20 protein-coding genes and 1 pseudogene are annotated in these 22344 nt (G+C 63.3%); 10 read left to right on the forward strand and 11 right to left on the reverse strand.

Features of this window, described 5'->3' with window-relative positions; genetic code table 11:
• The first annotated feature begins 24 nt into the window (after positions 1-24).
• The 5 genes from ACVWYQ_RS12315 to ACVWYQ_RS12335 all read left to right on the forward strand — a co-directional run bounded on the left by ACVWYQ_RS12315 (position 25) and on the right by ACVWYQ_RS12335 (position 5088).
• Positions 25-969 carry an ABC transporter substrate-binding protein gene (locus ACVWYQ_RS12315; RefSeq protein ID WP_271544085.1) on the forward strand — a complete coding sequence of 315 codons (945 nt, stop codon included), beginning with the start codon at positions 25-27 and terminating at the stop codon, positions 967-969.
• Between the two features lie 61 nt (positions 970-1030).
• Positions 1031-1804, forward strand: coding sequence for an ABC transporter permease (locus ACVWYQ_RS12320; RefSeq protein ID WP_404539217.1), 774 nt, complete (start codon positions 1031-1033; stop codon positions 1802-1804).
• On the forward strand, positions 1801-2586 hold the full coding sequence (locus ACVWYQ_RS12325; RefSeq protein ID WP_036041970.1) for an ABC transporter ATP-binding protein: 786 nt from the start codon (positions 1801-1803) through the stop codon (positions 2584-2586). The genes ACVWYQ_RS12320 and ACVWYQ_RS12325 overlap by 4 nt, the downstream gene beginning before the upstream one ends.
• Positions 2579-3811, forward strand: a complete 1233-nt coding sequence (locus tag ACVWYQ_RS12330) for a Zn-dependent hydrolase (protein ID WP_404539214.1) — start codon at positions 2579-2581, stop codon at positions 3809-3811. Before ACVWYQ_RS12325 ends, ACVWYQ_RS12330 begins: the two co-directional genes overlap by 8 nt.
• Before the next feature lie 116 nt (positions 3812-3927).
• On the forward strand, positions 3928-5088 hold the full coding sequence (locus ACVWYQ_RS12335) for an MFS transporter (RefSeq protein WP_271544077.1): 1161 nt from the start codon (positions 3928-3930) through the stop codon (positions 5086-5088).
• A gap of 70 nt (positions 5089-5158) precedes the next feature.
• On the opposite strand, the gene msrA is transcribed toward ACVWYQ_RS12335, so the two are convergent.
• The 5 genes from msrA to ACVWYQ_RS12360 form a co-directional block, all read right to left on the reverse strand.
• A complete protein-coding gene (gene msrA / locus ACVWYQ_RS12340; protein WP_036008049.1) occupies positions 5159-5674 on the reverse strand; it encodes a peptide-methionine (S)-S-oxide reductase MsrA in 516 nt (171 codons plus the stop codon).
• 127 nt (positions 5675-5801) lie between these two features.
• Positions 5802-6224, reverse strand: a complete 423-nt coding sequence (locus ACVWYQ_RS12345; protein WP_157283988.1) for an OsmC family protein — start codon at positions 6222-6224, stop codon at positions 5802-5804.
• Complete coding sequence (locus ACVWYQ_RS12350) at positions 6221-8566, reverse strand: molybdopterin guanine dinucleotide-containing S/N-oxide reductase (RefSeq protein WP_404539209.1); 2346 nt, start codon at positions 8564-8566, stop codon at positions 6221-6223. The genes ACVWYQ_RS12345 and ACVWYQ_RS12350 overlap by 4 nt, the downstream gene beginning before the upstream one ends.
• Positions 8567-8747: 181 nt before the next feature.
• Positions 8748-8927 carry a hypothetical protein gene (locus tag ACVWYQ_RS12355; RefSeq protein WP_036008060.1) on the reverse strand — a complete coding sequence of 60 codons (180 nt, stop codon included), beginning with the start codon at positions 8925-8927 and terminating at the stop codon, positions 8748-8750.
• A 123-nt stretch (positions 8928-9050) separates the two neighbouring features.
• Complete coding sequence (locus tag ACVWYQ_RS12360; RefSeq protein ID WP_036029310.1) at positions 9051-9245, reverse strand: hypothetical protein; 195 nt, start codon at positions 9243-9245, stop codon at positions 9051-9053.
• A gap of 87 nt (positions 9246-9332) precedes the next feature.
• On the opposite strand from ACVWYQ_RS12360, the gene ACVWYQ_RS12365 reads away from it, so the two are divergent.
• Complete coding sequence (locus tag ACVWYQ_RS12365) at positions 9333-9848, forward strand: YciE/YciF ferroxidase family protein (protein WP_036008066.1); 516 nt, start codon at positions 9333-9335, stop codon at positions 9846-9848.
• A 64-nt stretch (positions 9849-9912) separates the two neighbouring features.
• Here the strand turns inward: ACVWYQ_RS12365 and ACVWYQ_RS12370 are convergent, their stop codons facing one another.
• Positions 9913-10770: an SDR family oxidoreductase gene (locus tag ACVWYQ_RS12370; protein ID WP_404539205.1), complete on the reverse strand. Its 858-nt coding sequence runs from the start codon at positions 10768-10770 to the stop codon at positions 9913-9915.
• Positions 10771-11036: 266 nt separating this feature from the next.
• Here ACVWYQ_RS12370 and ACVWYQ_RS12375 point away from each other — a divergent pair, with 266 nt between their 5' ends.
• Positions 11037-12002: a DMT family transporter gene (locus ACVWYQ_RS12375; protein WP_404539203.1), complete on the forward strand. Its 966-nt coding sequence runs from the start codon at positions 11037-11039 to the stop codon at positions 12000-12002.
• Positions 12003-12020: 18 nt separating this feature from the next.
• Here ACVWYQ_RS12375 and ACVWYQ_RS12380 read toward each other — a convergent pair.
• From ACVWYQ_RS12380 to ACVWYQ_RS12390, 3 genes and pseudogenes are all read right to left on the reverse strand, one after another.
• A pseudogene (locus tag ACVWYQ_RS12380) lies at positions 12021-12401 on the reverse strand (hypothetical protein); the annotation flags it as partial.
• A 29-nt stretch (positions 12402-12430) separates the two neighbouring features.
• Complete coding sequence (locus ACVWYQ_RS12385; RefSeq protein WP_404539201.1) at positions 12431-15535, reverse strand: efflux RND transporter permease subunit; 3105 nt, start codon at positions 15533-15535, stop codon at positions 12431-12433.
• The gene (locus ACVWYQ_RS12390) at positions 15532-16515 is read right to left on the reverse strand and encodes an efflux RND transporter periplasmic adaptor subunit (RefSeq protein ID WP_456725660.1); all 984 of its coding nucleotides are present in this window, start codon (positions 16513-16515) and stop codon (positions 15532-15534) included. Before ACVWYQ_RS12390 ends, ACVWYQ_RS12385 begins: the two co-directional genes overlap by 4 nt.
• A gap of 361 nt (positions 16516-16876) precedes the next feature.
• Here ACVWYQ_RS12390 and ACVWYQ_RS12395 point away from each other — a divergent pair, with 361 nt between their 5' ends.
• Together ACVWYQ_RS12395 and ACVWYQ_RS12400 are read left to right on the forward strand one after the other, a co-directional pair.
• Positions 16877-17605 carry a response regulator gene (locus tag ACVWYQ_RS12395; protein WP_456725661.1) on the forward strand — a complete coding sequence of 243 codons (729 nt, stop codon included), beginning with the start codon at positions 16877-16879 and terminating at the stop codon, positions 17603-17605.
• Complete coding sequence (locus ACVWYQ_RS12400; protein WP_271544061.1) at positions 17602-18852, forward strand: sensor histidine kinase; 1251 nt, start codon at positions 17602-17604, stop codon at positions 18850-18852. The genes ACVWYQ_RS12395 and ACVWYQ_RS12400 overlap by 4 nt, the downstream gene beginning before the upstream one ends.
• Positions 18853-18883: 31 nt before the next feature.
• Here ACVWYQ_RS12400 and ACVWYQ_RS12405 read toward each other — a convergent pair whose 3' ends face one another.
• Both ACVWYQ_RS12405 and ACVWYQ_RS12410 read right to left on the reverse strand, forming a co-directional pair.
• Positions 18884-20125, reverse strand: a complete 1242-nt coding sequence (locus ACVWYQ_RS12405; protein ID WP_404539197.1) for a patatin-like phospholipase family protein — start codon at positions 20123-20125, stop codon at positions 18884-18886.
• 221 nt (positions 20126-20346) lie between these two features.
• Positions 20347-21198, reverse strand: a complete 852-nt coding sequence (locus tag ACVWYQ_RS12410) for a DUF3313 domain-containing protein (protein WP_456725662.1) — start codon at positions 21196-21198, stop codon at positions 20347-20349.
• A gap of 383 nt (positions 21199-21581) precedes the next feature.
• On the opposite strand from ACVWYQ_RS12410, the gene ACVWYQ_RS12415 reads away from it, so the two are divergent.
• Positions 21582-22304, forward strand: coding sequence for a response regulator transcription factor (locus tag ACVWYQ_RS12415; protein ID WP_271544055.1), 723 nt, complete (start codon positions 21582-21584; stop codon positions 22302-22304).
• Positions 22305-22344 lie beyond the last annotated feature (40 nt).

Genomic DNA, 22344 nt, shown 5'->3' on the forward strand with positions numbered 1-22344 from the left:
TCGATCGGCAAGAGGACGATAATCATGCGTAATTCGACAGTATTTGCGACAATCATTGCTCTCGCGGCCTCCACTCCGGCGCTCGCCCAGGACGTCAAGGTCGGCATCGGCATTTCCGGATGGACCGGCTTCGCGCCCCTGACGCTGGCGAAGGAGGCCGGCATCTTCAAGAAGAACGGCCTCGACGTCACCATCAAGAAGATCCCGCAGAAGGACCGCCATCTCGCCATCGCCTCCGGCGACATCCAGTGTGCGGCGACAACGGTCGAGACCTGGATCTCCTGGAACGCCAACGGTGTTGCGACCAAGCAGATCTTCCAGCTCGACAAGAGCTACGGCGCCGACGGCATGGCCGTGCGCAACGACATCGCCGCGATCAAGGACCTGAAGGGCAAGACCGTCGCCGCCTCCGCGCCGGGCACCTCGCCTTATTTCGCGCTGGCCTGGATGCTGAAGAAGAACGGCCTCACCACGAAGGACGTCACCGTCGTGAACCTCGAGCCGGCGGCGGCCGCGCAGGCCTTCGTCTCCGGCCAGAACGATGCAGCGATGACCTATGAGCCATATCTGTCGACCGTGCGTGCCGCGCCGGACAAGGGCAAGATCATCGCCACCACGCTGGATTATCCGATGGTCATGGACACGTTCGGCTGCACGCCGAAGTTCCTGACGGAGAATGCCAAGGCGGCCAAGGCGCTCGCCGACAGCTACTTCGAGGCGCTCGAGATGATCGCCAAGGACCAGGCCAAGTCCTACGAGATCATGGGCGCCGACGTGAAGCAGACCGCCGAGCAGTTCGGCAACTCGGCGAAATACCTGCGCTGGCAGGACAAGGCGGCGAACCAGAAGTTCTTCGCCGGCGACTTCCTGACCTTCAACAAGGAGGCCGCCGAGCTCCTGCTCGAGATCGGCATCATCAAGGCCGTGCCGAAGGTCGAGGACCTCTACGACGCGAGCTTCATCAAGTAACTTTCGCCAAGCTGCCGGTTCCGCCTCAGGCGGAGCCGGCGCACCATTCGGATACAGTTTGATGCGTCCCCTGGATCCCGTGACATCGAAGCAACGTGCGGCATATGGCCTGGCGTTCTTCGTGCTGTTCGTCGCCCTCTGGTCGTGGGCGACGTTCGGCGGCCATGTGTCGAAGACTTTCCTCGCCAATCCGCTCACCATGGTGCAGGAAGGCCTCGAGCTGCTCACCAAGCACGGCTTCCTGTTCGACATCGGCATGACGATCTGGCGCGTCGTCGGCGGCTTTGCGCTCGCGGCGATCATTGCGGTGCCGCTCGGCGTGCTGATGGGCGCCTACAAGCCGGTCGAAGCCTTCCTCGAACCCTTCGTCTCATTTGCACGCTATTTGCCCGCCTCGGCCTTCATCCCGCTGCTGATCCTGTGGGCCGGCATCGGCGAATTGCAAAAGCTGCTCGTCATCTTCATCGGCTCGGTGTTCCAGGTCATCCTGATGGTCGCGGTGACGGTCGGTGCCACGCGGCGCGATCTGGTCGAGGCCGCCTATACGCTTGGCGCCAGCGACCGCGGCATCATCCGCCGCGTGCTGCTGCCTTCCTCCGCGCCGGAGATCGCAGAGATCCTGCGGCTGGTGCTGGGCTGGGCCTGGACCTACGTCATCGTCGCCGAGCTGATCGGCTCGTCCTCGGGCATCGGTCATATGATCACCGACAGCCAGGCGCTGCTCAACACCGGCCAGATCATCTTCGGCATCATCGTGATCGGATTGATCGGCCTGATCTCGGACTTCCTGTTCAAGGCGTTCAACGCCTGGCTGTTTCCCTGGAAGCTCGCATGACCATTCTTAGGATCGAGCAGGTCTCGCGCACCTTCCCCGCGCGCCACGGTAACGCGCCGACCAGGGCGCTGGAGCCGACCGACCTCACTATCGGCAACAACGACTTCGTTACCATCCTCGGCCCGTCCGGCTGCGGCAAGTCCACGCTGCTGCGCATCGTGGCCGGCCTCGACCGTCCGACCGGTGGCCGCGTCACGCTCGACGGACGCGAGGTGACCGGCCCGGGCGCCGATCGCGGCATGGTGTTCCAGTCCTACACGCTGTTCCCCTGGCTGACGGTGCGCGAGAACATCGCCTTCGGCCTGCGCGAGCGCGGCGTGTCCGAGGCGGAGCGACACAAGATCGCCGATGCCTTCATCCGCCAGGTCGGGCTGTCCGGCTTCGAAAACCATTGGCCCAAGCAGCTCTCCGGCGGCATGCAGCAGCGCACCGCGATCGCACGCGCGCTCGCCAACGATCCGAAGATCCTGCTGCTCGACGAGCCGTTCGGCGCGCTCGACAACCAGACCCGCGCTTTGATGCAGGAAATGCTGCTCGGGATCTGGGAGCGCGACCAGAAGACCGTGCTGTTCGTGACTCACGACATCGAGGAAGCCATCTTCCTCGGCAGCCGCGTCATCGTCATGAGCGCGCGCCCCGGCCGCATCAAGGCGGACATTCATGTAGACCTGCCGCATCCCCGCTCCTACAAGATCAAGACCACGCCGGAATTCGTCCAGTTGAAGGAACGGCTGGTCGAGGAGATCCGCACCGAGGCGCTCAAGGTTGCCGAACATGCTTGACACCCAGCCCCGCGCCGACGGCCATCGCGTTCTCGCCGACCTCCATGCACTGCGCGCCTTCGGCGCCTACAAGACCGGCGTGCACAAGCCGACCTTCTCCGAGCCGCACAAGCTGTCGCTGGAATGGCTCGTCCAGAAGCTGCCCGAGGCCGAGCTCTCCGCGACGATCGACGGCATCGGCAATGTGTTCGGGACGAGCTCGAAGCCCGGGCCGAAGCTGCTGGCGGGCTCGCACCTGGAAAGCCAGAACTATGCCGGCTGGCTCGACGGCCCGCTCGGCGTCGTCTATGCGCTCGAGGCGGCGCGCGTGCTGAATGCCGACGCTTCCGTGAACGGCGCGGTGGAAGTTGCCGCCTGGTGCGACGAGGAGGGACATTTCGGTCATTTCCTCGGCTCGCGCTCCTATGTCGGACAGGTGAGCGAGGCCGACATCGACGCGGCCCGCGACCGCACCAGCGGCCGCACCATGCGCGATGCCCTTGCCGACATGGGGCTGGCGGAGCGTCCACGCATCACTGCCGAGCCGGGACGGCACGTCGGCTATCTCGAGGCGCATATCGAGCAGGGCGACACGCTCGAAAGCGGTCGCCTGGCGATCGGCGTCGTGACGTCCATCGTCGGCATCTGGCAGTACCAGATCAGCTTTGCCGGCGAGCAGAACCATGCCGGCACCACGCGCATGGCGGTGCGCAAGGATGCGGGCCTGGCGCTGGCCAAGTTCTGCGTCGCGATCGACGAACGTTTCCCGACGGCCTGCGGCCCGCGCACGGTCTGGACCACCGGCCGCATCACGCTCGATCCGGGCGCACCGAGCATCATCCCCGGGGGCGCGGAGATGTTGTTCCAGATCCGCGACGACGACCCGACCGTCATCGCCCGGCTGGAGCAATTGCTCCGGACCATGGCGGACGAGGCCAGTGCTAACGGGCCCTGCACCGTCACGGTGACGAAGCTGCGCACCGGCGCACCCGCGATGATGAATGCGGGCTTTCAGGACGCGATCGAGGCCGCAAGCAAGTCCGTCGCCGGTGGTCGTTCCATCCGCATGCCGAGCGGCGCCGGCCACGATGCGCAGATGCTGGCAACCGTCATGCCCGCCGGCATGCTGTTCGTGCCGTCGATCGGCGGCATCAGCCATCATTGGACCGAGAACACGGCGGATGCCGACATCGTGACGGGCGCAGAGGTGTTCGTCGAGGCGTGCCGGCGGATCCTCGGGGGCTAGGTCGAGGCATGCAGCCGTTGAGCGCCTGCCACGACCATTCGAGCAGGGCTCTGCCATAAAGCCGCGGCAATCCTCGGGCCTGTCGACCGTCTCCTCCCCTGCTTCCCGGAGTTCCCATGTCTTCTGCCGACCGGCCGGCAACCCGCCTTGCGACGCGGCTTGCCTTCCTCGTTGCGGGCTTCGGCATCGCGTGCTGGGCACCCCTGGTGCCGTTCGCGAAGGCGCGGCTCGCCGTCGACGACGGAGTTCTCGGCCTGCTCCTGCTCAGCCTCGGCATCGGCTCGGTCGTGGCGATGCTGCTGACCGGCGTGCTCAGCGCGCGCTATGGCAGCCGGCCGATCATCGTCGCCGGCGGACTCGGTCTGACGCTGGTGCTGCCGCTGCTCGCGATCGCAAGCTCGCCGCTGGCGCTGGCGCTGGCGCTGCTTGCGTTCGGCGCCGCGCTCGGCTCGATCGACGTCGCCATGAACATTCACGCCGTGGAGGTGGAGCGCGCCGCGCGACGCCCGCTGATGTCCGGCTTCCACGCCCTGTTCAGCATCGGCGGCTTCGCCGGTTCCGCGCTGATGACGGCGCTGCTCTCTCTGCAGCTCGGCGCGCTCGCCTCGACGTTGATCTGCTCCGTGCTGATGCTGATCGCGATGCTCGTGACCTGGCCGCGCCTGCTTCGCTCGGTGCAGGTGCAGGAAGGCCCATTGTTCGTGCTGCCGCATGGATCGGTGCTGCTGCTGGCGCTGCTCGGCGCCATCACCTTCCTGGTCGAAGGCGCGATGCTCGATTGGGGCGCGCTGCTCGTGATCGGCGCCGGGCTCGTCAGCGAGGCACAAGGCGGCATCGGCTATATCGTGTTCTCGATCGCGATGACGATCGGCCGGCTCGCCGGCGATGCGGTCGTTGCGCGCATCGGAGACCGCACGACATTGCTGTGGGGCAGCCTCATTGCCATTGCCGGCTTCGTGGTGCTGCTCACCGCGCCCGTCGCAGCGGTCGCGATCGGCGGATTCCTGCTGATCGGGCTCGGCGCCTCGAACCTCGTGCCCGTGCTATTCCGCCGGGCGGCGCAACAAACGGTGATGCCCACGGGACTTGCGGTCGCGGCGATCACGACGGCAGGTTATGCAGGCATCCTACTCGGCCCTGCCGGCGTCGGCTTCGTCGCACAGCTCGGCGGACTGCCGCTGGCATTCTGGCTGCTGGCCGCCTTGATGGGTCTCGTCACGTTGACGGCGGGGATCGTCACCGCGGAGCAGCGCCGGGCCTCGCATGCCGATGCGTGAGCGGACTCGCGTCGACTTTGACCGATGAGGAGGTGGACCGCCACAGGCGGCGAGCCACCTTCTTCAGGCTCTAGCCTCCGACTGCGGCAGCGCGCCGCGGCAGCTTCCAGCCCGGCCGGATGAAGTGGCAGGTGTAGCCATCGGGATAGCGTTCGAGATAATCCTGATGCTCGGGCTCGGCTTCCCAGAACTCGCGCGCGGGCGCGACCTCAGTCACCACCTTGCCGGGCCACAGGCCGGACGCCTCGACGTCGGCGATGGTGTCTTCGGCAATCCGCTTCTGCTCCTCGCTGGTGTAGAAGATCGCCGACCGATAGCTCGTGCCGATATCGTTGCCCTGACGGTTGAGCGTGGTCGGATCATGGATCTGGAAGAAGAACTCCAGCATGGTCCGGAAGCTGGTCCTGGCCGGATCGAACACGATCTCGATCGCTTCGGCATGGCCCTCGTGATTGCGGTAGGTGGCGTTCTTGACGTGCCCACCGGTGTAACCGACGCGGGTGGAGATCACGCCAGGCTGCTTGCGGATCAGATCCTGCATGCCCCAGAAGCAGCCACCGGCCAAAACTGCGCGTTCCGTCGTCATGTGATGTGCTCCCAATGATCGCTCAAAAGCTTGTCCATCATATAGGCTTTCGGCCGCCCGGCCGAAAGCCGCGCGTTGACGCCCACCCGGTCGCCTGGACCCGATGGACCGGAAGCAGGCGCTCGCCCTAGACCAGCTTGGCGTCGAGCGTGATGGCGGCGTTGAGCACCTTGGACACCGGGCAGTTCTTCTCGGCCTCGCCGGCGAGCCGGGCGAAGCCGGCATCGTCGAGACCAGGCACCTTCGCCCGCAGGGTCAGGGCGGATTTGCTGATCTTGAAACCCTTGCCTTCGGGCTCGAGCGTAACGGCGGCTTCGGTCGACAGCTCGTCCGGCGTGAAACCCGCCATCTGCATGCCGAAGGCCAGCGCCATGGTGAAGCAGCCGGCATGGGCTGCCGCGATCAACTCTTCGGGATTGGTGCCCTTCTCGTTCTCGAAGCGGGTCTTGAACGAATAGGGCGTCCCGGCAAGCACGCCGGATTCGCTCGACAGATGGCCCGTGCCATCGCGACCAGTGCCCTTCCAGACTGCTGTTGCCTTGCGGATCATCTAAAGGTCTCCTTGTTTGCCCAAACCGGATCGAACGCGCGGATCGGCGGTAGATTGCCGGTGAACTTCTCCACCTCGACGGTCGTCAACTGGCCGGTGCAGCCCTGCGCCAGGGACGAGGTGCCGACGTCGCGGGTCAGCACGTTCGGATTGCCGTGAACGCAGAGCGGCGCCTCGTCTTCCGGATCCATCGGATCGTACCACGCGCCGGTCGGCAGCTGAACCACGCCGGGCGCGATGCCGTCGGTAACGCGGACCGCGGCGAGGCAGGCACCGCGCTCGTTGAACAGGCGGATGATGTCACCGTCCTTGATGCCGCGCGCCTGTGCATCGACCGGGTTCATGCGCGCGACCTCACGGCCGCGATGCTTCGAGCCCAGCGAATGTCCGCCGAAATCGAGCTGGCTGTGCAGGCGCGTCACGGGCTGGTTGGCGATGAGGAAGCACGGTGCCCCCGGCTTGGGAACATCGGTCTTGTCGAGCCAGACCGGATGTCCGGGACAATCCGCATCACCGTGCCCCGCGATCTTGGCCGAGTAGATCTCGATGCGTCCGCTCGGCGTCGGCAAAGCGTGATTGATGGGATCCTCGCGAAAGCGGCGTAGCCGGCCGCCGTCATCGGGCTGCTGCGGCACGACCAGGCTGCCGCGCGCCCAGAATTCTTCGAAGCTCGGCGCTTCGAGGCCGCGTTTGGCAAGCGATGCGCGGGTCGGCTCGTAGAGATGCTCCAGCCATTGCCGCGACGTGCGCCCTTCGGTGAACGGCTCGCGCGCCCCAAGACGCTCGGCGAGATCGGCGAAGATGTCGTAGTCGTCGCGGGCGAGCCCGAACGGCTCGGCGATCCGGTGCATCGCGACCATCAGGGGATCGTTGGTGGAATAGCCGATGTCCTCGCGCTCCAGCGTCATCGTCGCGGGCAGCACGATATCGGCGTGGCGGGCGGTGGCGGTCCAGGCGAGCTCGTGCACGACCAGCGTGTCCACCTTCGCGAAGGCCTTGCGCAGGCGGTTGATGTCCTGATGGTGATGGAAGGGATTGCCGCCCGCCCAGTAGACCAGACGAATATCCGGATAGGTGCGCGTCTCGCCGTTGTAGCGATACGTGGTGCCGGGATTGAGCAGCATATCGGCGATGCGCGCCACCGGAATGAAATCGGCAACGCCGTTGCGGCCCTGCCCCAGCGTCGGTCCCGGCACGTCGTTGACGCGGCGGCCGTAATAGCCGATCGCACCCAGCGAATAGGCATAGCCGCCGCCGGGAAGGCCGATCTGGCCGAGGGCCGCCGCCAGCACCATGCCCATCCACACCGGCTGCTCGCCATGCTCGGCGCGCTGCAGCGAATGGGAGACGGTGATGAGCGCGCGCTTTCCGGCAAGGCGCCGCGCCAGCTTGCGGATCGCATCCGCACTGACGCCTGAGATCGCGGCGGCCCATTCGGCGTGCTTGGCTTGCCCGTCGCTTTCGCCGTTGAGATAGCGCAGGAAGATTGCCCAGCCCTCAGTGTAGCGGTCGAGGAAGGCCTGGTCGTGCAGGTTCTCACTGACCAGCGTATGGACGATGCCGAGCATCAAGGCAGTGTCGGTGCCGGGCACGCAACTCATCCATTCGGCGCCGGCCTCGACCGGCAGATCGTCGCGCAGCGGACTGACCAGGATGAACTCGCAGCCGCGCGCCCGCGCCGCCGCCATGGCGCCGCGCTCGACATGCTTGCTGATCGAGCCGCCGGCCACCATGGAGTTCTTCAGCGCCATGCCGCCGAACGCCAGCACGATGTCCGTCTCGGCCGCGATCTGCTCCCAGGTGACGTTGCGCTTGGTGATGTCCTCGTAGCCGGCCAGGATCTGCGGCAGCAGCATCGAGGACGCACCGGACGAATAGGTGTTGACCGAGCGCACATAGCCGCCCAACGCGATATTGAGGAAGCGATGCACCTGGCTCTGGGCGTGATGGAAGCGCCCGGCGCTCGACCAGCCATAGGAGCCGCCGAACACGGTGCCGGGTCCGCGGGTGTCGCGAATGCGGCCAAGCTCGTCGCCAAGGAGATCCAGTGCCTTCTCCCAGCTGACGGAGACGAACTCGTCGCGGCCGCGGCGATCGTCGGGGCCCGGCCCGCGCTCGAGCCAGCCGCGGCGGATTGCCGGCTGGGCGATGCGCGCCTGGTGGCGGAGCGCGCCGGGAAAATTGTCGATGATGCCGTTCGGATCGGGATCGCCCGCATAGGCCCTGACCTCCAACCCGGCCGCGCCCTGGCGCGCGGAGAACACGCCCCAATGCGAGGTGTGCGGCTTGAAGCCGTCCGACAGGTCAAGACCGGGGTCGGGGAAACCAATCGTATCGTCCATCTCTGATCCTTATTCCGGCGGCGTCGGCATGGGTGGTAGTATACCGATCCGCTCCGGACGTCGTCGAGATCAGGGTTGACGGGAACGCTGGCCTGCCCCGCGCAAAGCCAGCCTCAAGGCCGTTGACACTCCCGAGCGTCGTCGAGCGCGTCATGTCGCTCGTTTTGGCGCCGACGCTGCATCATCCACGTGCGCAGCAATCGACCAGCAGATTCCAGATCCGCTGCGTCTCTTCTCTCTTGTTCGCCTCCGGCACGTTCTCCGCGCTCGACCGATCGAACGCGGCGATGGTGTGGGGTTGGCGAGGCACGATCCACCGCTCCGAAATCGGGTCGTACCATTTGCCGATATTCTCAGTCACGTCGGTCGACTCACAGGTTGACAGGCTCGGGCGATGCGCCCCGCGCGGTCCTCGTTGGAGCCCGTGTGGCGCCACCCGATTCACCAATCAGGAGATCGCATGTTCGTTCCCAGCCCGCCGGCGTCAGCCCGGCCGGGCCGGATGCAGCGTGCGCGGATGCCGCTCGTGCAGCAATCGCGCCAGCTCCTCACGCTCGGTGTCGCGGCCCTTCATCGCGGTCTCGAACAGTGCCTCCTGGATGTCGCGAGGCATGTCGCCCCATACGTCCATCGCCGCACGTCCGAGCAGGCCTACAAAATGATCCACTCCATCGCTCATTCGGCTCTCCCGATCTGCACACGGGAATGGAACAGCGGCGGCCGCTCCGCGTTCCACTGCCATCATTGTGAAAAGGAGACGTCTTTTATGGGATTCTTCACCAAGGACATCCAGTCGATGGAAGACCTGCTGCTGCACGGGCTCCAAGACATCCACTACGCGGAACAGCAGATCCTGAAGGCGCTGCCGAAGATGATCGACAAGGCCACCAACAGGGATCTCGTCGCCGGGCTGAAGGCGCATCTGGAAGAGACCAACAAGCAGGTCGAGCGCCTCGACAAGGTCTTCGCCAAGCTCGGCAAGGAGCCGAGCGGCACGCATTGCCCGGCCATCGACGGCCTGATCAAGGAAGCCGACGAGACCGCCGGCGAGATCGAGGACAAGGCCGTGCTGGACGCCGCGATCGTCGCCAACGCACAGGCGGTGGAGCATTATGAAATGTGCCGGTACGGCACGCTGATCGCCTGGGCGGAAGAGCTCGGCCACGACGACATCGTGCGCTTCCTCACCACCAATTTGAACGAAGAGAAGGCCGCCAACACCAAGCTGAACACGGTGGCCCTGCGCAAGGGCGTCAACGCCAAGGCGTCCAGCGCTGCGTGATTGAAAGCTACTGATTGAGAGTGGCGGCGCCGGTAGTGCGGTGCCGCCACGGTGCTCGCCCGGATCAGATGAACGGCTTGCCGCCGGTGACGGGCAACGTCGCGCCCGACGTGTAGCTCGAAAGCGGATCGGCCAGCATGACATAGGCCGTCGCGAGCTCGGCCGGCTGGCCGGCGCGCTGCATCGGCACCTGCTTGCCGAAGTTCTTGACCCTTTCCTCCGACATGGTCGAGGGAATCAGCGGCGTCCAGATCGGCCCCGGGGCCACCGCATTGACCCGAATGCCCTTCTCGGCCAGCATCTGCGCAAGCCCGCCGGTGAAATTCTGGATCGCACCCTTGGTCGTGGCGTAGGCCAGCAGGCTCGGGTTCGGCATGTCGGAGTTCACCGAGGCCGTGTTGATGATCGCAGAGCCCGGCCGCATGTGGGGGACGGCGGCCTTGGCCAGATAGAACATGGCGTGGATGTTGATCTCGAACGTCCGCCGCCATTCGTCGTCGCTGATATCCGCGATGTCCTTGAACGTCGCCTGATGAGCGGCGTTGTTGACGAGGATGTCGATTCCGCCGAGCTCCTCGACGGTGCGACGCACGATGGCGCGGCAATGTTCGGGATTGCTGATATCGCCCGGGATCAGGATGGCCTTGCGACCCTCCCGCTCCACGAGCGCCTTCACCTCGGCCGCATCCTCGTCCTCGTTCAAATAGGAGATGACGATATCCGCGCCTTCCCGCGCATAGGCGATCGCCACCGCGCGGCCGATGCCGCTGTCGCCGCCCGTGATGACGGCCTTCTTTCCGGCAAGACGGCCGGAGCCCTTGTAACTCTCCTCGCCATGATCCGGGCGCGGCTGCATGGCCCGCGTCGAGCCCGGCATCGGCTGCTGCTGCGCAGGATAAGGCGGCTTTGGATAATTGGTCATGGACAACTCCCGGCGTTTGCTGCGCTAACGGAGCGCCGACGGAAGTGTTCCAGGCGTTGATTCCGTCATCGCACAGCGTGGCCGCACCCCAGAGTATCCGAATACGACGTCATCTCTCGCACAATGCGTCGCGATCGTTCAACGTATCCTCCTGTTTCTCGCGAATGCCGGGCTGCCCCAGCGGCTTGCGGAACTCTCGGCTAGAAAAACTCCCGAGGATCGCTCACCATGGCGTCACCCTTGAGGACCATGTTGCGGAGAGCATCTTGAAAGTCGCAGGTGTTTTAAGTGCGCTAAGATATCTCAAGCAATCGGACACGGACTTGACACCTGTAGCCAAATCGAACGAGCGGATTGTCGGACTCCTGAGCGCAGCTGGCGTGTTCTGCATCTGGTCCGGCTTTCTCGTCTTCTCGAGGGCCGGCATGCAATCCGGCCTGACACCCTTCGATTTGACCGCACTTCGGTTCCTGGTCACCGGCGCCCTGGTTCTTCCGTTCGCCAAGGCTTGGTGGCCGCGCCACCTGCCGCTGCACGCAATCCTGTCGATGTCAATCTGTGGTCCCGGCGCGCTATACAGCATTTTGATGTACTTCGGGTTGAAGGGGGCGTCGGCGGCATACGGGGGAGCGTTCGCCAACGGCTCGCTGCCGATCTTCACCATTCTGCTGGGATTGCTTGTCGCACGGCGCGTGCCGTCCCGGCGGCAACTCATTGCAGTTCTCATTCTGCTCGTCGGCGCAGTGCTCGTTGCCCTTCCGGGCATGCGCGCCGGCGGCAACAGCGTGGCATCGGCCATCGGATTCTTCCTCGCAGCCTCAGCCGTGCTCTCGATCTACTTTGTGGGCGTGAAGCACTGGCAGATCGAAGCGCGCCAGGCGCTGGTGCTGGTCAGCGTGCCGAACGCGCTACTTTTCGTACCGGTCTGGTTCTTCCTTCTTCCTTCCACCATGCAGGATGCGCCGTGGTCGACGATACTGCTTCAGGCCGCCTTCCAGGGCTTGGGCCCAGGTTTCCTGGCGGTCATCCTGTTCTCCATTTCCGTGAGGATTCTCGGGCCTACGCCCTCGGCCGGTCTGGCTGCGGCGGTACCGGCCAGTGCAACGCTGTTGGCGATACCGATACTTGGCGAGGTTCCTACAATCATCGAGTGGATCGGCATCGCGATCGTCACCGCCGGGCTCATTCTGCTCCTCGGAGGTCACCTCGAAACCAAGAGCCCATCCAAATAGCGAGGCGATCTGCTCCAGCTACGTCAATGCCGGAGCGATTGCGTCCGTCCTCGGACCAAGCCGCGCACTACGTCTGTCGGCTTCGGCTGCCGCAATCTGCACCTGCACATCCCTGGGCTTTGCCAGATAGGGCGCGGACGTGACCAGGACTTCGGCGCCGGCTGCCGCATAGGCCGCTGCATTTGCCGCGTTGACGCCGCCGGCCGCGGCGATGATCGGGCGAGCGCTTGTATAGGCCATCGATGCCATGCGCTTGACCAGTGCGGCTATTTCCGCCGGTGAGAGCTTCTCCGCCTGGATCACGTCGCAGCCGGCGACGGCCGCGGCAAGTGCGGCATCGGCGGTCTTCACCTCGATCACGAGCTTCTTCTCCGGCGCAGCCCGACGCAATCGCTCGACCGCCTGCAACCGCCCGAACCCCGCGTGCGTCACGGCGCGCGTCGAACGATCACACCGGTTCGCGCGACGTCTCTCCGAAAGACCTTTCCTGCCCAGCGCTGCAGATCGTCCATCACCGTGTAGAAGGCAGGTACGTACATCAGACTGAGAAGGGTCGAGCTGAACAGTCCCCCGATCACGGCGATCGCCATCGGCGCCCTCCTCTCGGCATCCGCTCCCATGCCCAAGGCTATGGGCAGCATGCCGGCGCTCATCGCTATCGTGGTCATGACGATCGGCCGAGCTCGTTTCCGGGCCGCGTCCAACAAAGCCTGCGTGCGGTCAAGGCCGCCATCGCGCCTGGCGACGATCGCGTACTCGACGAGAAGAATCGAGTTCTTCGCCGCAATTCCCATGAGCATCAGCAGCCCGATCATGACCGGCAGGGAGATCGACATCTGCGTCATCAGCAACGAGCCGAGAGCCCCTCCGATCGACAGCGGCAGCGCGGTGAGAATGGTTACCGGCTGAACGAACCCGTTGAAGAGCAGCGCGAGGACGACGAAGAGCAGAACGATCGCCGATCCGACCGCCAGCTTGAACCCGTCGAACAGCTCCTGCATGCGTTCGGAATCGCCCGCGAGCTTGTAGGATACCCCTGCCGGCAGCTGCTTGATCGAAGGCATCTGGGCGACCAGATCTTCCGCCTCGCCTACCGTCAAGCCACTTAATTCTGCTTCGACCGTCTCGCTTCTGGTGCGATCGGTCCGGTCGATCTGGAGCGGACCTGAGCCGAAGCTGATATCGGCGACAGACGACAAGGGCACCGGCGTCTCGAAAGTCGGCACCTGCAGCATCGACAGGCCGGCCATGTCGGAGCGAGCAGTGTCGTTCAGCAGAATGCGAACGGGAATTTGCCGCGAGCCCAGGCTGAACTTCGACAGGTTCTGGTCGATATCGCCTACGGTGGCGATATTGACAGTCTTGGCGATCGCGGTCGTAGAAACTCCGAGGAGAGCGGCCTTGTCCGCCTTGGGGGTTATCTGCAGCTCAGGCTTGGCGAAACTGCTCATGACTCTCGCGCGTTGGAATCCCGGAGTTGCGCGCATATCCTGGGCCAATCGGCCTGCCGCATGGGCAAGTGCTGCGGCATCATCGCTCAACAACGACACCTGGATTTTCGCACCGGAGGAGCCGTCCTCGCCAAGGCGGATCCGGACGCCCGGAATGATCGAAAGTTGACGGCCGATCGAAGCTTCGAACGCCTGTTGGGAGAGGGTTCGCTCGGCTCTCGGAACGAGATTGATCGTAACGGTCGATCTTCTGACCTCTCCCACCGAGGTGGACAGGTCTCCCGGGCCGGAAAGTGTCGAAGTCTCGGTTCCGACGGCGGCATAGACGGAAGCGACTTCAGGTCTCGCTCTAAGCAGGAACGTGACCTTTTGCGTGGCAGCGTCCGTTTCCTGCAACGTCGCACCCGGCGCCAACTCTACGCTGAGGATCGTGCGGCCTCGATCGGCCGCTGGCATGAAGTCGGTCGGAAGGGACGGAATGATCGATAAGGACGCGACGAAGAATATGACACCGGCGACGGTGGTGATCCATCGATAGTGCAGCGTCCAGGTCAGCATCAAGGCATAGTACCGCACCCACGCCGGCTCGGGATGCTCTCTTCCGGTCGTCTTCAGGAGAAAGGCCGCCATCAATGGCGTAAGCAGGCGAGCGACCACGAGAGAGAAGAAGACAGAACTGCAAACGGCGATCGAGAAAGCCTTGAAGAACTGCCCCGGAATGCCCGGCATCAGGCCGACTGGCGCGAAAACCACGATGATAGCGAAGGTCGTCGCAACCACGGCGAGGCCAATCTCGTCGGCCGCACCGATGGCGGCTTCGTATACGGTCTTTCCGGACTGCCTGATGTGCCGGACGATGTTCTCGATTTCCACGATGGCGTCGTCGACAAGAATGCCGACAACCAGAGCAATCGCCAGAAGAGTGATGTTGTTCAGCGATTGGTCCAGCGCATGCATCACCGCGAAGGTTGGCATCAACGAAAGCGGTAGCGCAGCGCTCGAGATCAAGGTCGCCCGAATATCCCGCAGGAAGATCCATACGACCAGAACTGCGAGCAACGCTCCCAACAGGAGCGCCTCGATGGCGGCGTCGTATCCCTCGATGACCGCATCGGTCGAGGACGTCACTTCCAGGATCCGTACGCCACCTTGCGCAGCGGCGAATTCGGCCATCCGCTTCCTGACGGCTCGGGTCACTGCAAACTCTCCGGTCCCGACGGCGCGGTAGACGCTGAACCCCACGACTTCCCGATCATTGAACCGGGACCTCTGTCGCGGTTCGGCCCATGAGCGCTCGACGGTTGCGATTTCGGACAGCTTGACGCTGCGGCCGTCGCTGAAGGCCAGGCGCATCTCCTTCAGGGCCGCGACGTCAGGAACGCTTCCCACGGTACGAATGACTTGCTCCGATCCCCCCAGCGTCGCACGACCGCCGGGCTGAGTGATGTTGCGGTTTCTCACAAGGTCTGAAACTTCCGCGGCGGTCAGTCCCAGAGCCAGCAATCGGTCTGGATCGAGCTTGATGATGATTTCCGCATCGACGCCGCCGGATCTGAGAATCTTGGAGACGCCGGGGACCGCAAGCGCGGCTTTGGCGATGTCGTTGTCTATGAACCAGCTCAACGCGTCCGGAGCCATCATCGGAGCGTCGACGATGAACGTCAGGATCGCCTGTCCCGTCGCATCGACACGCCGGACCATGGGATCGAGCGTTCCTTGCGGGAGCTTCGAACGGACCGATACGACGGCATCCCGGACGTCGTTCGTCGCCCGATCGATATCGGTGCCGATCGCGAACTCGACCATGGTCATGGACAGTCCCTCGTTCACGATCGAACGAGTGCGATTGACGGTACCAAGCCCTGCGACGCCGTCCTCGACGAATCGGGTGATTTGCGCCTCGATTTCAGTCGGCGCTGCTCCAGGCCAGGCAACGCTGACCGTCACCGTCGGAATGTCCATGTCGGGCATATTGTTGAGCCGGAGCTTCGAGAAGCCGACGGCCCCTGCAAGGGTGAGCAGCACGAACAGAATGATGGTCGCGACGGGGTTGCGGATCGCCCAACCGGAGATGCCGTTCATCGCAGCGCGCCGCCTTTGACCGAGGCAGTCTTCACGTTCACGAAATCACCGTCGCTGAGGAGACCAGAACCTTGGGTCACGATGCGATCTCCAACCTCCAGTCCACGCAGGACTTCCACGTCATCCGATTCCTTGGCGCCGATTCCGATCTCGACCAACGACACCAGACTGTCGCGTCCGATCTTGAAGACGTGAGCCTTCGCTTCGCGCCAGACCAGCGCCTTCAACGGAACAGTCAACGCAAGCTTTCTTGCGGCCGAAATCTCGACCCGAACGAACATCCCTGGCTTGAGATTCGTTCCGTTTGGCAGGGCGACATGAACCGTACCTAAGCGCGTCTTCGGATCCACCACCGGCGAAACGAGGCGGACCGATCCATGCTCGGATCGCCCACCGGGGCCGAGCACCATCACATGCTGCCCTGCCGCAGCAGCGAGCAGGTCGGTTTCGACCACGCGGGCATCGACCTCGATGCGATCGTCCTGGATCAATCGGAACATCTCGACTCCGGCTTGAACCACCTGGCCGATCGCCACCGATCTCGAGGCGATCGTTCCCGCAGCGGGAGCGATGATGACCGTCTGACGTTGCCGTGCCTCTGCTTCGTCGAGTTGGGCACGAGCCGCTTCCAGCTTGGCCTCGGTCGTCTTGACGAGCGTCTCGCGCTGCTCGATGGCTTGCGCGCTCATCACCCCCAAGGACACCGAATGCGCGCGCGCAGCATCCGATCGGGCAATGGCAAGGCTCGCTTCCAGTTCGCCGATCGCGGCCTTCTGCTTGGATATCGCCGCAGCTGTCAGATCATGGCTGAGGCGCGCCAGTACCTGCCCCTTCACAACGACGTCGCCTTCGTCCACGGCGACCTCGATCACCGCCAGCCCACCCGCTTCAGAGCTGATCGGGATTTCACGCCACGCCACGACGTTGCCTGTCGCGGTGATCGTCCTGGTGACCTCCGATCTCTCGACCGATGCGGCCACGACGGTCATCGCGAATGAGAGACTTTCGGCATGGACGATGGAATGGCAGACCAGAGACGTCATGATCGCCATTGACCTCAGGCCCCGATGGATTCTCTTCATATCAGCACCTTCCTCCCGCGCCCCCGTCGACTCCCGAACGCCTCGCCGGCCACACTTCCGCGAAGGGCCGACGACCACTCGGGTAGGACGTGGCGTTTGCTCGCTTAGTACAATTTGTGTCGGATCGTCTCTGGAGGGTGCCAGTTTGTGTCGAAATGTTGCTAGGTTGGTGCCTCGGCGCCTTTCGTTACGAGTTCCGGCTTTTTTCGCCCCTGTTTACCGGTAAAACCGCGCTTCCGAGCCACTGTGAACGGCATCCATGAACGAACACACTCCTCAGATCCTAGTCGTCGACGACGATCCCGAGATTCGTAAGCTTCTTGCCCGCTACATCGAAAGCCAGTCGCTTCGCGTCGTCCTGGCATCGAGCTGCAGCGAGATGCGCGAGCGCCTTGCCGCCGGACCGGCGGATCTCGTGGTCCTGGATGTGATGCTTCCGGACGGCTCCGGGCTCGACGCCTGCCGCGATTTGCGAGCGAAACGGAACATGATCCCCGTCATCCTTCTGACGGCGCTCAAGGAGGATGTCGATCGCATCGTAGGTCTGGAAATGGGAGCCGACGATTATCTCGGCAAGCCGTTCAATCCGAGAGAACTGGTCGCCAGAATTCGCGCCGTCTTACGACGCCGCTCAGAAAGAAGTCTTCGATCTCAAGAAGCAAGGAAGTACCGATTCGACGGCCTTACGGCCGATCCGCAGTTGCGCAACGTGACCGATGCGCAGGGCAATGCTCTCGAACTGACCGGCGCGGAATTCGACCTGTTGCAGGTCTTTCTCGACAGACCGGGACGTGTGCTTTCGCGCGATCAACTCCTGGACCTTACGCGCGGCCGAGAGGGAGAGGTCTTCGATCGCTCCATCGATGTCCTCGTCAGCCGGTTGAGGCGTAAACTGGACACTTCCGGAATGCCGCCCCTTTTCAAGACAGTTCGCAATGGCGGTTATCAGCTCGTCGCGAAGGTCGGGGTGCAGGACTTTCCGGCGTGAACACCCTGCGCGCCAAACTCGCCGTCCTTCTCACCGTCGTGATCATCTCGGTGGTCTGCATTCTGACCGGGATTCTCGTCTACCTGTTTGATCCGCCCAACGAACGGGAGGCAATCACTCCACTCGTCGACCAGGTAGAGTTATTGACCCGAGTTGGGCAGGTCGCTCCCAAATTGGTCATCGTTCAACAGGCCGCAGCGGGCGGTGAAGTCGAAACCAATCTCACCACTTGGCTGCGCGACGCGCTGATGGCCCGCGGGATCCCCCGCGACGTCATCGTGTCCCGCAGGGACGATCTTGCTCTCCTGTCCATTCCGGTTGATCAAGGATGGATCGTCACGCAAATCCCTGACTTGCCTCCCGCGGGCGGCGTCTTCCATCTGCTTTTGATTTGGCTCGCGCTGACCACGCTGGGCACAATGGCGGTCGCTCTCTTTTTCGCGAACCGGATGGTCAAACCTCTCGTACTTCTCGAACGCGCGATCGAAACCGTAGGCCCGGACGGTGTCCTTCCCGAACTGGCCATGACAGGACCGGCGGAGGTGCGGGTCGCAGCCAGAGCGCTGAATTCTCTGTCTTCCCGGCTGAAGGCGGCAATGGAAAGCCGAATGCGGCTGGTCGCGGCAGCCGGCCACGACTTACGGACACCGATCACCCGTATGCGCCTGCGTGCCGAGTTCGTCACGGATGAAGAGGACCGCCAGATGTGGCTAAAGGATATCGACGAGCTGGAAAAGATCGCGGACAGCGCAATTCTTCTCGTGAGAGAGGACTCCGGCAAGTCGGCACCTGAGCCGATCCGGCTGGACATTCTCGTTTCCGACCTCGTGGACGAGCTTCGAACGCTATCTTACGACGTCACTCTGACCAGCTCTGCGGCGGCGACCGCCCTCGCGAATCGAACAGGCCTGAGCCGCGCCTTCAGGAATTTGCTCATAAATGCATCCACGCATGGTAAGCGGGCCCGGGTCGCTGTCCAAAGCAGCGCGAAGGACATCGTCGTTGTGATCGACGACGACGGTCCGGGGATTCCGCCCGATCTTATCGGGCAGGTTTTCGAGCCGTTCTTCCGCGTCGATCGGGCGCGCACAAAGCAGTTCGATGGTGCCGGGCTCGGTTTGACGATCGCGAAAGAGATCGTTCAGCGCGCAGGAGGCAGCATCAAGATCCAGAACGGATCACCACGGGGGCTGATCCAGACCGTGACGCTGCCGGTTACGCACTCGCTTCCGGCGGAGCCACACTGACGGGTGCCCCTTTAACCCCGGCGGGACACATTTACCGGAGCTCCGCACTCTGGCTGGCGGGGGGCGAGGCCGAACTGGAGAAGTGACCCAGCGGCTTCGGATTCTTCGCGATTCCCGGGGGTGCCTTTATCCACCGGTAGCCTTCGAAACCGGAACGATAGCCTTCGGTGTACAACGCCTGCATATATCCCTGCTCAAACGAAGCCTCCCTCGTCGCTCGAAAGGTCGACGGAATTGCCGCAAGGTTGAAGTCGGTACCGTCGATCTCGGCCTTCGCATAGATGCGATAGAGGTCGCCGATGCTTTGATTCTTGATCAGGGTGGAGATCGACCTCAGAGAAATAGAGAGAATGCCCGGTTCTACGGCTTCCCATTCCGGGCTGATCTTTCCGTTTCGGATGATGAAAAGGCGTGCAGCAGCTTTCTTGGTTGGGACGTCGGTGCGAATGATGGTCGAAGGTCGCGGCACGAAAACCTGCTGAGTCACGCCTCCATCGACATGAAGTTCCTCGTAGGTGCGGTCTGCAACACTGACCTTGATGCGGACGGGAGGAAAGGCACCCGGCACAGAAGCGGAAGCCAGCAGGATCTTTCGGAAGAGGGGCAGGGCTTGCGGATGATTGCTCATGGCTATGCGTCCCACATCCCATAGAACGGGACGCTGCGCGTCCAGATTCGTCGTTCCGATGAGCAACACTCGACCCTTTCGCCGCTCCATCGCGATATCGCGGAGGAATTGATCATCGACATACTTTGCTATCAGACTCTCGAGCGGGGAGCTGTCGACCAAGCCCGATCCGAGCAATGGCGCCACGACGCCGGGATCGTAGATATCGCTGCGCTCGTACCTCGTGAACACCTCTTTCAATGCTGCATCTCTGCTCCGCCCCAGGTAGACGAACGGCGCAGTCAACGCGCCGGCGCTCACCCCGGTGACCAGATCGAACTCAGGTCTCGTGCCGGCATCACCCCACCCGACCAAGAGACCGGCACCGAAGGCACCGTTGTCGCCTCCGCCAGATATTGCGAGAATGTTGAGCTCATCCGATTGTTGGCCGAGACGACCATGAGCGGCATTCGGCTTGCTCCGGATTTGTTTGATTGTAGACAGGGCGGCAAGCGCCTCGGGCGGAGCGTCCCCCCATACCCGAATGTTCGGCATCCCGGTGAGTTCGGCCTCGTCAATGAGCCGTTTCGGAACCACATCGCGCGGGAACAGGAGGGCACATCCGCAAAGAAGGCCGGTCATCAGAAACAGCGCGGCCACACGCATCACTGATCTCGATGTACACATGGTCTTCGGTATCTGAGGACGCCTAATAAGACCTCCGAGCGAACGGGTCGTCCACCTGAAGGGCTCGACGATAGATGCTCGATCGGCCGACACGGGGCACGGGGGCCGTACACGACGACGTGGATGACCATCATCGTAGGCGACCTTCGCGATCGAGCCGCAAAGGCCGCGTCTGCCGATCCGGCCGTCCTCGACCACCACTACTTTCGTGTTTCCGCTGGACCGTCATCGGTCCATTCGGGAGGAAGGCCCAATTTGCCGCCGACCAGACCGGCGATCCCAGGAGCCCGGCCATAGGTTTCGCACGCCGCATACTTGGGAGCGAGACCAATATTCGAGCCGACCTTTTCCAAGGACGGGATATCGATACTAAAGCCCTCGAAGGGACTTTCACCCTTGTTGAGCATCTTAGCGAAGTCGTCGCCGAAGTCCCGAGCGAGATCGTAAGCGTCACTGGCTTTCGATGCTCTCGGCGTGCTGAAAAAGGCGTTCGCCCCTCTTCCCCAGATCATGGCGGCTTGCTGCCGCCCCGTGACGTCGACGGCTTCGGCCTCGATGGACAAGTCTCCGAGTCCAACCGGAATGCGGGGCACTGGAATCGGAACGGCCGTGTCCACGAAGCTTGTACCGAGCTTCGCCGCGGCCGAGACGCCCGCGGCGACTTCATCAGTCGGCGTCGCACGCGTAATGGCCGCACGCACGGTCAAATCCGCCCGTTGATCGGGCGACACCACTCTGAATCTGTCGCTCAAATTGATGCACAAGGCGCGGCTTACCGTATTGGCAACAAGGATACGTTGCTCATGGGTTAGCGCAGGCGCAACGTGGGCAGGGAATGCCGTCGATGCGACATTGATCGTCTTCGCCGCCGCTACCTGCTCTTTCTTCACCTGAAGACGGGACTTGGTGATCTTTCCATCCGACTGCTTCAATCCTTCGTAGGAGGACAGCCCGTTGCCCTGGACCAGCGCGGGAGTCGCGCAACCGGGCAACAGTGCAAGGATGGGCAGGAGTGCCAAGCGCATCGACTTGTTTCGGCCCGTCGCCGCCAACTGCCTCCAACCCGCCGCGATCGCGGGGCATACTCGGTTGTCCGAGGCCAAGCCGCCCTCGAATTTCGCACCCGTCCGGCCGTACGACAGCGCGAAGCGAAGCAGGCGCGATGCGCAATATCCGAGCGGCCACCGGCGTTGGTACGGAAACGACGGATATGAACCAGGATGGTTAAGACCGGCGGCGGAGCGCATTCAGACCCCCTTATTGTGAACCCTGCGCTCGTGATAAACGGGCTACATGGCTCGGAATCTGGCCGCTGATGACCTAATGTTGCTGACCGACCGCGATTTGTGTCGAAAGATGTCCAGTCCGAATTGAGGACAGCCTTCGTTACAAATAATACCCTTCAGCCTGTTCCAACCGGACTAAACCGGCGCTCATGCACATTCCCCAAATCCTTGTCGTCGATGATGACTTAGAGATCCGCAAGCTCCTTGCTCGCTACATCAAGGAGCAGGGCTTCCGGGTTCAACTCGCGTCCCGCTGCGCGGAGGTACGTGAACGGATCGCCACGAATCAGATCGATCTGGTCGTACTGGACGTGATGCTCCCGGACGGGTCCGGACTCGATCTTTGTCGCGATCTCCGGTCCTCACGATCGCGGATTCCGATCATCCTGCTCACTGCTCTGAAAGAAGAGGTAGATCGGATCATCGGCCTGGAGATCGGCGCCGACGACTATCTCGGCAAACCGTTCAACCCGCGTGAACTGATCGCCCGTATCCGCGCTGTGCTCCGACGGGGCGACGATGGCCGCCCCTCTCACGGCGGGAAAGGTCGCTACCTCTTCGAAGGGTTCGTCGCCGATCCTTCCGCCCGGTCGGTGGTCGCTCCGCAAGGCACCTCGATCGATTTGACCGGGGCGGAGTTTGATCTCCTCTTGACGTTTCTCGACCGTCCCGGCCGCGTTCTGTCTCGCGACCAACTGCTCGATCTGACCCGCGGGCGCGATGGAGACGTCCTGGACCGCTCCATTGATGTACTGATCAGTCGACTTCGGCGCAAACTTGCAGAGAGCGGCGCAAACCACATCTTTAAGACGGTGCGCAACGGCGGCTATCAGCTCGCCGCCAAGGTTAGCTACCTGGACGAGCACTCCTGAGCCTGCGGTCGCTCAGTCGACCTCCGTCTGCGAGCGAAGC

The organism is Bradyrhizobium sp. USDA 3397 (assembly GCF_054060965.1).

Coding starts and splice junctions, on each gene's coding strand:
- ACVWYQ_RS12315 (WP_271544085.1), top strand. CDS start 25: ATGCGTAATTCGACAGTATTTGCGACAATCATTGCTCTCGCGGCCTCC.
- ACVWYQ_RS12320 (WP_404539217.1), top strand. CDS start 1,031: ATGCGTCCCCTGGATCCCGTGACATCGAAGCAACGTGCGGCATATGGC.
- ACVWYQ_RS12325 (WP_036041970.1), top strand. CDS start 1,801: ATGACCATTCTTAGGATCGAGCAGGTCTCGCGCACCTTCCCCGCGCGC.
- ACVWYQ_RS12330 (WP_404539214.1), top strand. CDS start 2,579: ATGCTTGACACCCAGCCCCGCGCCGACGGCCATCGCGTTCTCGCCGAC.
- ACVWYQ_RS12335 (WP_271544077.1), top strand. CDS start 3,928: ATGTCTTCTGCCGACCGGCCGGCAACCCGCCTTGCGACGCGGCTTGCC.
- msrA (WP_036008049.1), bottom strand. CDS start 5,674: ATGACGACGGAACGCGCAGTTTTGGCCGGTGGCTGCTTCTGGGGCATG.
- ACVWYQ_RS12345 (WP_157283988.1), bottom strand. CDS start 6,224: ATGATCCGCAAGGCAACAGCAGTCTGGAAGGGCACTGGTCGCGATGGC.
- ACVWYQ_RS12350 (WP_404539209.1), bottom strand. CDS start 8,566: ATGGACGATACGATTGGTTTCCCCGACCCCGGTCTTGACCTGTCGGAC.
- ACVWYQ_RS12360 (WP_036029310.1), bottom strand. CDS start 9,245: ATGAGCGATGGAGTGGATCATTTTGTAGGCCTGCTCGGACGTGCGGCG.
- ACVWYQ_RS12365 (WP_036008066.1), top strand. CDS start 9,333: ATGGGATTCTTCACCAAGGACATCCAGTCGATGGAAGACCTGCTGCTG.
- ACVWYQ_RS12370 (WP_404539205.1), bottom strand. CDS start 10,770: ATGACCAATTATCCAAAGCCGCCTTATCCTGCGCAGCAGCAGCCGATG.
- ACVWYQ_RS12385 (WP_404539201.1), bottom strand. CDS start 15,535: ATGAACGGCATCTCCGGTTGGGCGATCCGCAACCCCGTCGCGACCATC.
- ACVWYQ_RS12395 (WP_456725661.1), top strand. CDS start 16,877: ATGAACGAACACACTCCTCAGATCCTAGTCGTCGACGACGATCCCGAG.
- ACVWYQ_RS12405 (WP_404539197.1), bottom strand. CDS start 20,125: ATGCGTGTGGCCGCGCTGTTTCTGATGACCGGCCTTCTTTGCGGATGT.
- ACVWYQ_RS12415 (WP_271544055.1), top strand. CDS start 21,582: ATGCACATTCCCCAAATCCTTGTCGTCGATGATGACTTAGAGATCCGC.